This is a genomic window from Methanolobus sp. (genome assembly GCF_030682845.1).
In the GTDB taxonomy this organism is placed as follows: domain Archaea; phylum Halobacteriota; class Methanosarcinia; order Methanosarcinales; family Methanosarcinaceae; genus Methanolobus.
The window spans coordinates 46,562-54,002 of record NZ_JAUXNK010000052.1; the positions used below are offsets into that span (position 1 = coordinate 46,562).

Consider the following 7,441-nt stretch of genomic DNA (forward strand, 5'->3'; position numbering starts at 1 on the left):
TATAGCTTGTGACCTTACTTCCAGGTAAGTATTAGATGAGCATTTGATTCAATTTCTCGCTCATGCTCTTATTTCCCTTTTGCGCCCGAACAGCATGGGTATGGTCAGTTTCTTACTCCTTATGCCATGTATGCTTATTTCATACTTGGTGTGATGACTTCATACAGTGATATTCTGTGATTAAATGTATGTATATTTCTTAACAAGCTTGCAGTAAGGCAGTCATGATGTGTATGATTTCATTTGATGGAACGTGTATGAACTATTATGGCTCTCAAGGGCGCACACTTGTTATATATCCCCTTTTCTATTATACTATAGTAGTTTACATGGCATTCAAACAGAGGTTTTCCAATGAGAAGTGACAAGACCAAAAAAGGATTCGAGCGTGCGCCAAACCGCTCACTTTTGAAAGCTACCGGGCTGACAGATTCTGAAATGGAAAAACCGTTCATAGCGGTTGTCAACTCCTGGAATGAGCTGATCCCCGGGCATATCCATCTAGATAAGGTCGCAGAGGCTGTAAAGGCTGGGATAAGGACTGCAGGTGGCGTTCCTTTTGAGTTCCATACTATTGGTATATGCGACGGGATAGCCATGGGCCATGAAGGAATGAGGTATTCCCTCCCAAGCCGCGAAGCCATCGAAGACTCTATTGAGCTTGTTCTTCAGGGACACCAGCTTGATGGCATGGTAATGATAACCGCATGTGACAAGATAACCCCTGGCCATCTTATGGCATCAGGCAACCTGAACATCCCTACTATAGTTGTGACAGGCGGGCCCATGATGCCGGGTTACGTTGACGATGAATATCGGGACCTTATTTCCGTCTTTGAAGGGGTGGGCGAGTGCCAGGCATTAAAAGTTTCCGAGAAGCAGTTGAAACTTCTGGAGGATTGTTCCTGTTCCGGTGCCGGCTCCTGTGCGGGCATGTACACAGCCAATACAATGGCCTGCATGACCGAGGCTCTTGGGCTAAGTCTGCCAGGATGTGCCACAACTCATGCTGTTGATGCCAAGAAGATACGCATTGCAAAAGAATCCGGCGAACGCATTGTTTCCATGATTCACGAAAACCTCACGTCGCGGAAGATGGTTACCATCGAATCATTCGAGAATGCTATCATGGTGGACCTGGCAATAGGCGGCAGCACCAACACTACTCTGCATCTGCCTGCTATTGCACACGCCTTTGGTCTTAGTCTGACGCTTGATAACTTTGACAGGCTGAGCAGGACCACGCCACACATAATATCTCTCAAGCCGGGCGGAGTATACTATATGATCGATTTCGAGCGTGCAGGGGGCATACAGGCTATCATGCAGCGCCTTAAGTCAAAACTGCATCTTGACCAGATGACGGTCAACGGCAAAACGATCGGCCAGAATCTGGATGAGTTCCCGATAATAAATCCCAAGCTCAACGCACAGGTCATAAGTACGCTTGAAGCGCCCATTCATAAGGAAGGCGGTATTGCAGTTCTCAAAGGCAGTCTTGCTCCGGATGGTTCCGTTGTCAAGCAGGCAGCAGTGAGTCCCAAGATGCTCCGGCACAGTGGCCCTGCACGTGTCTTTAACAGCGAGGAGGATGCAATGCAGGCTATCCTCAAAGGTAACATAGTATCAGGTGATGTTGTTATCATCAGATACGAAGGTCCCAAAGGTGGTCCCGGGATGCGCGAGATGCTTTCCCCCACATCGGCCATAGCAGGCATGGGCCTGATCGAGTCTGTTGCCCTGATAACTGATGGCAGGTTCTCGGGAGGCACAAGGGGACCATGTATAGGGCATGTTTCCCCTGAGGCGCAGGAGGGGGGGCCCATAGGTCTTGTAGAAGAGGGAGACATCATCGAGATCGACATCCCCGGAAGGAAACTGGACCTTAGGGTAACTCCGGAGGAACTTGCCAGGCGCAAAACCACCTTCGTCTCTCTGGAAAAGCCCGTGACCGGCTACCTTGCAAGATACAGGAAATTTGTAAGTTCCGCAAGTAAAGGCGCTATAATAGAATGAGCATGAAGGGCCCCATGGCCCCTCTGTTCATCATCCTGTCATTTTTTAAAGAATACTAAATCCCTTTTGTTTCTGCATCGTCTGCGACCGTGTGCAACAACTATTTTAAAGTATGTCTACAAAATGAGCTTTATGGAAAGAACAGGTTTATGTTCTATTTGCGGCAGGCCGTCTGGTATGTATACGTGCATGCTTTGCGGATGGCTTGTCTGCGCTAAATGTTATGACCACTCGCGAAGCGTGTGCGTGAGGTGTCTGATGATGCCAGCATCCTCTCCGAGCTTCACAGAACAGACTCACTTCTGAAAACTCATGGACGTATGAGGTACTGGTTCCCGCTATCTGCATTGAGTTTTAATACTCCTGCTGAAACGAGTTCGCTTATCTTTGCTTCGATCTCATCTTCGGTGAACTGTTTTGAAATCAGGCTCTTTATGATCTCTTTTTTCACCTTTGCACCACGTGGCATGTACATTAGTATATTGCCCTCGAGCTTGCCAGGTTTCGCATTGTTTTGTGCGGACTGCCTGGGTTGCTGCTGCACCTGTGGCATCGCGGCAGGCTGAGTTTCCATGAACGGTAAAGACTGTACTTTTTCCTGCACATCCGGTATCAGGGGTGCAATGAATGGAAGCATCTTTTCTGTTTTAAGGGGCTCAGATATCTCATGCAGCCTGAACAGGGGCTGTCTTAAGTCTCCCTGAGGTGCTGTCTCGCTTTGGGTATCAAAGGATGGCATGGCTGGTACCATCTGTCCCATATCTCCTGACATTTTGAACTCCGGCATCACCATCCGAGCCTCCTGTTCTGCCATAGCTTGAGGTTTGAATTCCGGCATAACAAAGGATTGTTCACTTACTGGCTTTGCCTGTTGCTCGAAAACTGGCATTACCGAAGCTGGCTCACCTGCCGTAACGGAATGCTGATTGAAAGCCGGCATTACCGGAACCGGCTCACTTATCGGAATAAATTGCTGTTTAAAAGCCGGCATAATGGGAGTTGTGTCGCTGGCAGGAGTAACTTGTTGCGTTAGCTCCGGGGCCATTGGAATTGATCCGTTTGAATTTATACCCTTTTGCTTGAATTCTGATATTATCGGAGGGACTTCAGGCTCTGCATTTTCAAGCGGTGCCTGCGCAAAAGTATATTCCGGCTGATTTAAATCCGCGAAAACTGCCGACTGGTCAAATACAGGCTCTTCGGGGGAATTTTGTGCGATATCATAGATCATCGTTCCATTAAATGCCTTTCCGGGTGTTGTTTCAGAACTCGTGAATTGTATTTCCTTTTTCTCAAGCTCTATGATCTCTGCTGGGGCATCCGGTACAACAGTGCACGACGGAGCAATGCTTTTCTCGCTTATAGGAATTATTATTGGCCCAATATCGCCACCAATGTTGCGTGCAAGGGGTCTGCCTTTGTATGCTATTAATGAATCCGATGGCAACATGCCTGAAGGTGGTTCCGGATCCAGGTTAAGGGTGATTCTTCCTGTCAGGTGTTTCTCAAATTCAGTAAGTTTTAAGAATAGATCATCTACGTTTTCCTTGAGTATTGTGAAATCGCGCACCCATGGTTTATTGCTGGTGTCAGGTGTATCTTCAAGCGTTTCAAGCTCTCTTTCCACCAGTTTTCTGATGAACAGGCTTTTGTTCTCTATCCTGTCAAGCTTTTCGAAAAGCTCATCAGACATACTAATAGTCAGGCGTTTCATTGCAATCTCTCAGGGTGTTACATGTATGTAGATCATATTTGTGTATGAAATCTCATACATATATACTTAATGGAAATATATTTCAGGAGAAGTGAATTAGCAACCTATCCAGAGAAGTATATATAAAAAAATGTATACAAAAAAAGAGATGCAATTTAATATCAATATATTACATTATGTACAAACCCGCCACTTACATATTCTTCTTACACAGGGGACAGGCTTTCCCCTTGGTTGTCTGGATGAAGGAATGCTTAGGAGCAATACACTTGCATAGCGGACAGATATCATTGGTCTTGAATATCTTCTCAACGGCCTGCAGGTCTGCCTCATAGATGTGTGTGTCCCAGCCGGTAGCTATAAGGGATTCTATTTCATAAGGAAGATTTTGCTCTTTGAAGACTTTTTTAACCCCTTCCACAATTGCAGGTATGTTGGCAGGGAACCCCCCGAAAGCATCCCATGATCGATAGAGGATGTACAGTCGGGCCTGTTTTTCATCAAGGAGCTCTATCTTGTAGGCTATCCAGCAGGGCTGATCCTCAAATTTGGGGATGTGGATCTCGTTTTCCCAAAGCACGCCCACATGCCTCCTGGAACCGGGGCGCAGGTTTGCGACATTGGCACTCAGGGTATTATAAGCCGTTTCCCCATACCTGAAAAGTTGTTTTGCATAGCAGTAATCAAATTTCCTTTTGTCATCCTCGGGGAGCGAAATATACCATTCTGCATACTCTTCAGTCAATTCTTCCTTATATTTCTTAATAAGGTTCTCGCCGAAAGGAACTGCCTGATTGACCTGGTTGTTGTTCACGTCCTCAATATATATGGTCGCATGAACCCTTTTTGTCGTTGTTTTGTAATCCGGCTTGTGTTCCTCACCTTTCTTATATATCTCATATATAAGTTGTGACCATGCAGAAGAAATGCTTTTTGCCTTTATCAGTACAGCTTCCATTTTAATCATTCCTTGTAGCGGGCTTGCCACGCAATACGGAACCGGAGGTCATCTTAAAAGTTGGTTCTCAGATTGAAAATGTTTTCCGGGTTAATATAATTATCATTATTTGTTTTTTTCATTGATGGCATGGGGGATGTGGTCGATACCCTTACAAGGGAGCAACATGTGCTTCTTTCTGTTTTACATGTGCTTCATTCCTGCTCACAAGCGCACTGGCAAGCATGATGGCCTTGGTGTAGTGCCCCCCTACCCTGGAAGTGTCCACAAACACGTATCTGTCCATAAGTACTGGCGCTCCCATGCCGTCCCCGCCCCCGAGAAAGACGAGTGTCCTGAAGATAAGGTTCCCGGAGATGCCGTCCGGTGCGAGGATGAAATTCGCTTCCTTTATAGCATCCTCGATAAGGATCGTATAGTGTTTTGCATTTATGCCTGCTTCCCTTATCCTGTTCACGATGAAGTCTCCTTCGGCAAGGGTCTGGTCAACGCGCGGGTCCCTCCCCAGATCCCCCATTCTTCCACCTGAAAGCACGCCCACCACAGGTTCGATTCCAAACCTGCGTATATGTTCAACTCCGAGGTGTATAAATGCTATCTTATCCGCCAGGTCGTTCCCTTCATCAATACCTACGGGTGCTATGAAGAACGGTTTCCCGTAGCTGGTCTTTAACAGTGCAATCCGGTGCAGTTTATCCTGGCTGAGCACTTTCTTGAGATGAGCGAGTGTCCCTGAGGCTTTTGCAGTGCCTCTGACTGCAGCATCGACATATCCTGATCTTAAAAGGTCGCCCAGCACTTTCTCCGGTTCGTTCGTGCCTATGATCTCAAGGTCCGTTCCAATTGCCTCTATCTCTTTCTTGTCCCCTGCAAGAACCACGTGGGCATAGCCTGCATCATGGGCATCCTTTGCGCTTTTTAGCATCTTTGGGGTCGGGTCTCTTACTCCTATGGCGACCCGCGCTTTATTCTGTAATGCTCTTTGCTCTATGATCTCAAGCAGGTCTTCAGTGTTTTTTGGTCCCATGTCTAGATACCTACCATTAGTGATATCAATCAGAACAGACAAAGATGTGCAAACCTTAATTACTTTTCCTGGATATCGGGTAATGATCGTTTATGACTATGCAGATGGAATGGGCAGAAAAATACCGGCCACGGACACTTGCTGACGTCGTGGGCCATAAGAAATCGATAGAGGAGCTGCGTAAATGGGGTGACAGCTGGGCTCATGGTACGCCTGATGTGAAAGCTGTGATCCTTCATGGACAGGCAGGTATCGGTAAGACTTCTTCCGCCCACGCCATGGCAGCAGATTATGACTGGGAGGTCATCGAGCTCAACGCGAGTGACCAGAGGACTGCCAGTGTGATAGAGAAGGTCGCAGGTTCAGCTTCTCAGATGCGTACTCTCACCGGCATGTCCGGAAAGAGGCTCATTATCCTTGATGAAGCAGATAACCTTCACGGCACCAGTGATCGCGGAGGTGCACGTGCGATAATCGATGTGATAAAGAATACCAGCCAGCCGATCATACTGATAGCCAATGACATTTACGGGATATCTTCCTCTGTGCGTGCACTCTGCCTGGAGATCAAGTTCCCTGCAATACAGGCGCGTTCCATGATACCTGCACTTAAGGAGATTGCCAGGAACGAAGGACTTATGTGCGGCATCGGAGCCTTAGAAAAGATTGCTGAGAATGCGGACGGGGATTTTAGAAGTGCTGTCAATGACCTGCAGGCTGCAGCCATCGGTCGCACAGAGGTCCATCTTGAGGATATATCCACCGCCCAGCGAGACAATAAGGAGTCTGTCTTCAAAGTGATAGGGAAGATATTCAAGGGCAAAAGCGTCAAGGCTGCCCTGGAAGCCAGCTACAGTCTTGATGAAACTCCTGAGGATCTTATCCAGTGGATAGATGAGAACCTGCCTAGCCAATATACGGGCAAGGATGAGCAAAAACTGACTCCTGACATTGTGCAGGCCTATGCTTATCTCTCGCGGGCCGACAGGTTCCTTGGACGCGTACGCAAAAGACAGAACTATCGGCTGTGGCGATATGCCAGTGTACTTATGACAGGTGGTACCGTTGTATCAAAGTCACGCCTGAGGGGTGGTTTTGAGAAATATCAATCTCCTTCCCTGTGGAGGAAAATGGGGCAGATCCGTTCCCGGCGTAACATGAGGGACAATATTGCTTCCAAGATAGGGGCGCATAGTCATGAGTCCATGCGTTACTCCCGCACCGAGCTCTCCCGTGTATATTCCCGTCTGCTGGAGGATGATGATTATGCACCGGCTGTGGTTGCAAAGCTTGATCTTGATCAGGATGAACTGGCTCATATCATGGGTAATAAGAAACTGACAAAGAGGTTGCAGGATATTTACGACCGTTCCAGGGAACTGCGTCCTGGGCCGGAATCAGCTCCTGCTTTTTTCACCCCTCCGGCTGAGAGGGTGAAAGTTCTCAAAAAGGGACCGGACCAGACCAGCCTGGATTCCCTTGCAATTGCTGAAGCCGCTGTTCAGAATACTAATTCCGGCAGCGAGGGCAATTCCAGCAGGAAGTCTGTCCAAAGAAAACCCCAAAAGACGCTCTTTGATTTTTAACCCAAGTTTGACAGTTTTCACTCCTTGACTAAGAATGTATTTTTTTCAACCCAAAATTTTCGTTTTTTTGTCAGGAAAACCTATTTGACAGTTTAAACAAATTGATGCAAAATTCTGCGATTTCATCCATTTTTGCCTTA

5 protein-coding genes are annotated in these 7,441 nt (G+C 47.2%); 2 read left to right on the forward strand and 3 right to left on the reverse strand.

All coding sequences use genetic code 11. From position 1 onward, the window contains the following. Window positions 1-354: 354 nt before the first annotated feature. The gene (gene ilvD, locus Q8J68_RS06330) at window positions 355-2,016 is read left to right on the forward strand and encodes a dihydroxy-acid dehydratase (protein ID WP_305310682.1); all 1,662 of its coding nucleotides are present in this window, start codon (window positions 355-357) and stop codon (window positions 2,014-2,016) included. 310 nt (window positions 2,017-2,326) lie between these two features. Here ilvD and Q8J68_RS06335 read toward each other — a convergent pair whose 3' ends face one another. From Q8J68_RS06335 to mtxX, 3 genes are all read right to left on the reverse strand, one after another. Further along, window positions 2,327-3,730 (reverse strand): ribbon-helix-helix domain-containing protein, encoded by a 1,404-nt coding sequence (locus Q8J68_RS06335; protein ID WP_305310683.1) that lies wholly within the window; start codon window positions 3,728-3,730, stop codon window positions 2,327-2,329. Window positions 3,731-3,923: 193 nt separating this feature from the next. After that, window positions 3,924-4,718, reverse strand: a complete 795-nt coding sequence (locus tag Q8J68_RS06340; protein WP_305310684.1) for a thymidylate synthase — start codon at window positions 4,716-4,718, stop codon at window positions 3,924-3,926. Window positions 4,719-4,839: 121 nt separating this feature from the next. After that, window positions 4,840-5,715: a methanogenesis marker protein Mmp4/MtxX gene (mtxX, locus tag Q8J68_RS06345; protein ID WP_305310685.1), complete on the reverse strand. Its 876-nt coding sequence runs from the start codon at window positions 5,713-5,715 to the stop codon at window positions 4,840-4,842. A gap of 92 nt (window positions 5,716-5,807) precedes the next feature. Between mtxX and Q8J68_RS06350 the strand changes: the two genes are divergently transcribed. Further along, the gene (locus Q8J68_RS06350; protein ID WP_305310686.1) at window positions 5,808-7,301 is read left to right on the forward strand and encodes a replication factor C large subunit; all 1,494 of its coding nucleotides are present in this window, start codon (window positions 5,808-5,810) and stop codon (window positions 7,299-7,301) included. Window positions 7,302-7,441 lie beyond the last annotated feature (140 nt).

What these genes read in the sequence shown, in the direction of transcription:
- mtxX (WP_305310685.1), bottom strand. Translation starts at nt 5,715, where the DNA reads ATGGGACCAAAAAACACTGAAGACCTGCTTGAGATCATAGAGCAAAGA.
- ilvD (WP_305310682.1), top strand. Translation starts at nt 355, where the DNA reads ATGAGAAGTGACAAGACCAAAAAAGGATTCGAGCGTGCGCCAAACCGC.
- Q8J68_RS06350 (WP_305310686.1), top strand. Translation starts at nt 5,808, where the DNA reads ATGACTATGCAGATGGAATGGGCAGAAAAATACCGGCCACGGACACTT.
- Q8J68_RS06335 (WP_305310683.1), bottom strand. Translation starts at nt 3,730, where the DNA reads ATGAAACGCCTGACTATTAGTATGTCTGATGAGCTTTTCGAAAAGCTT.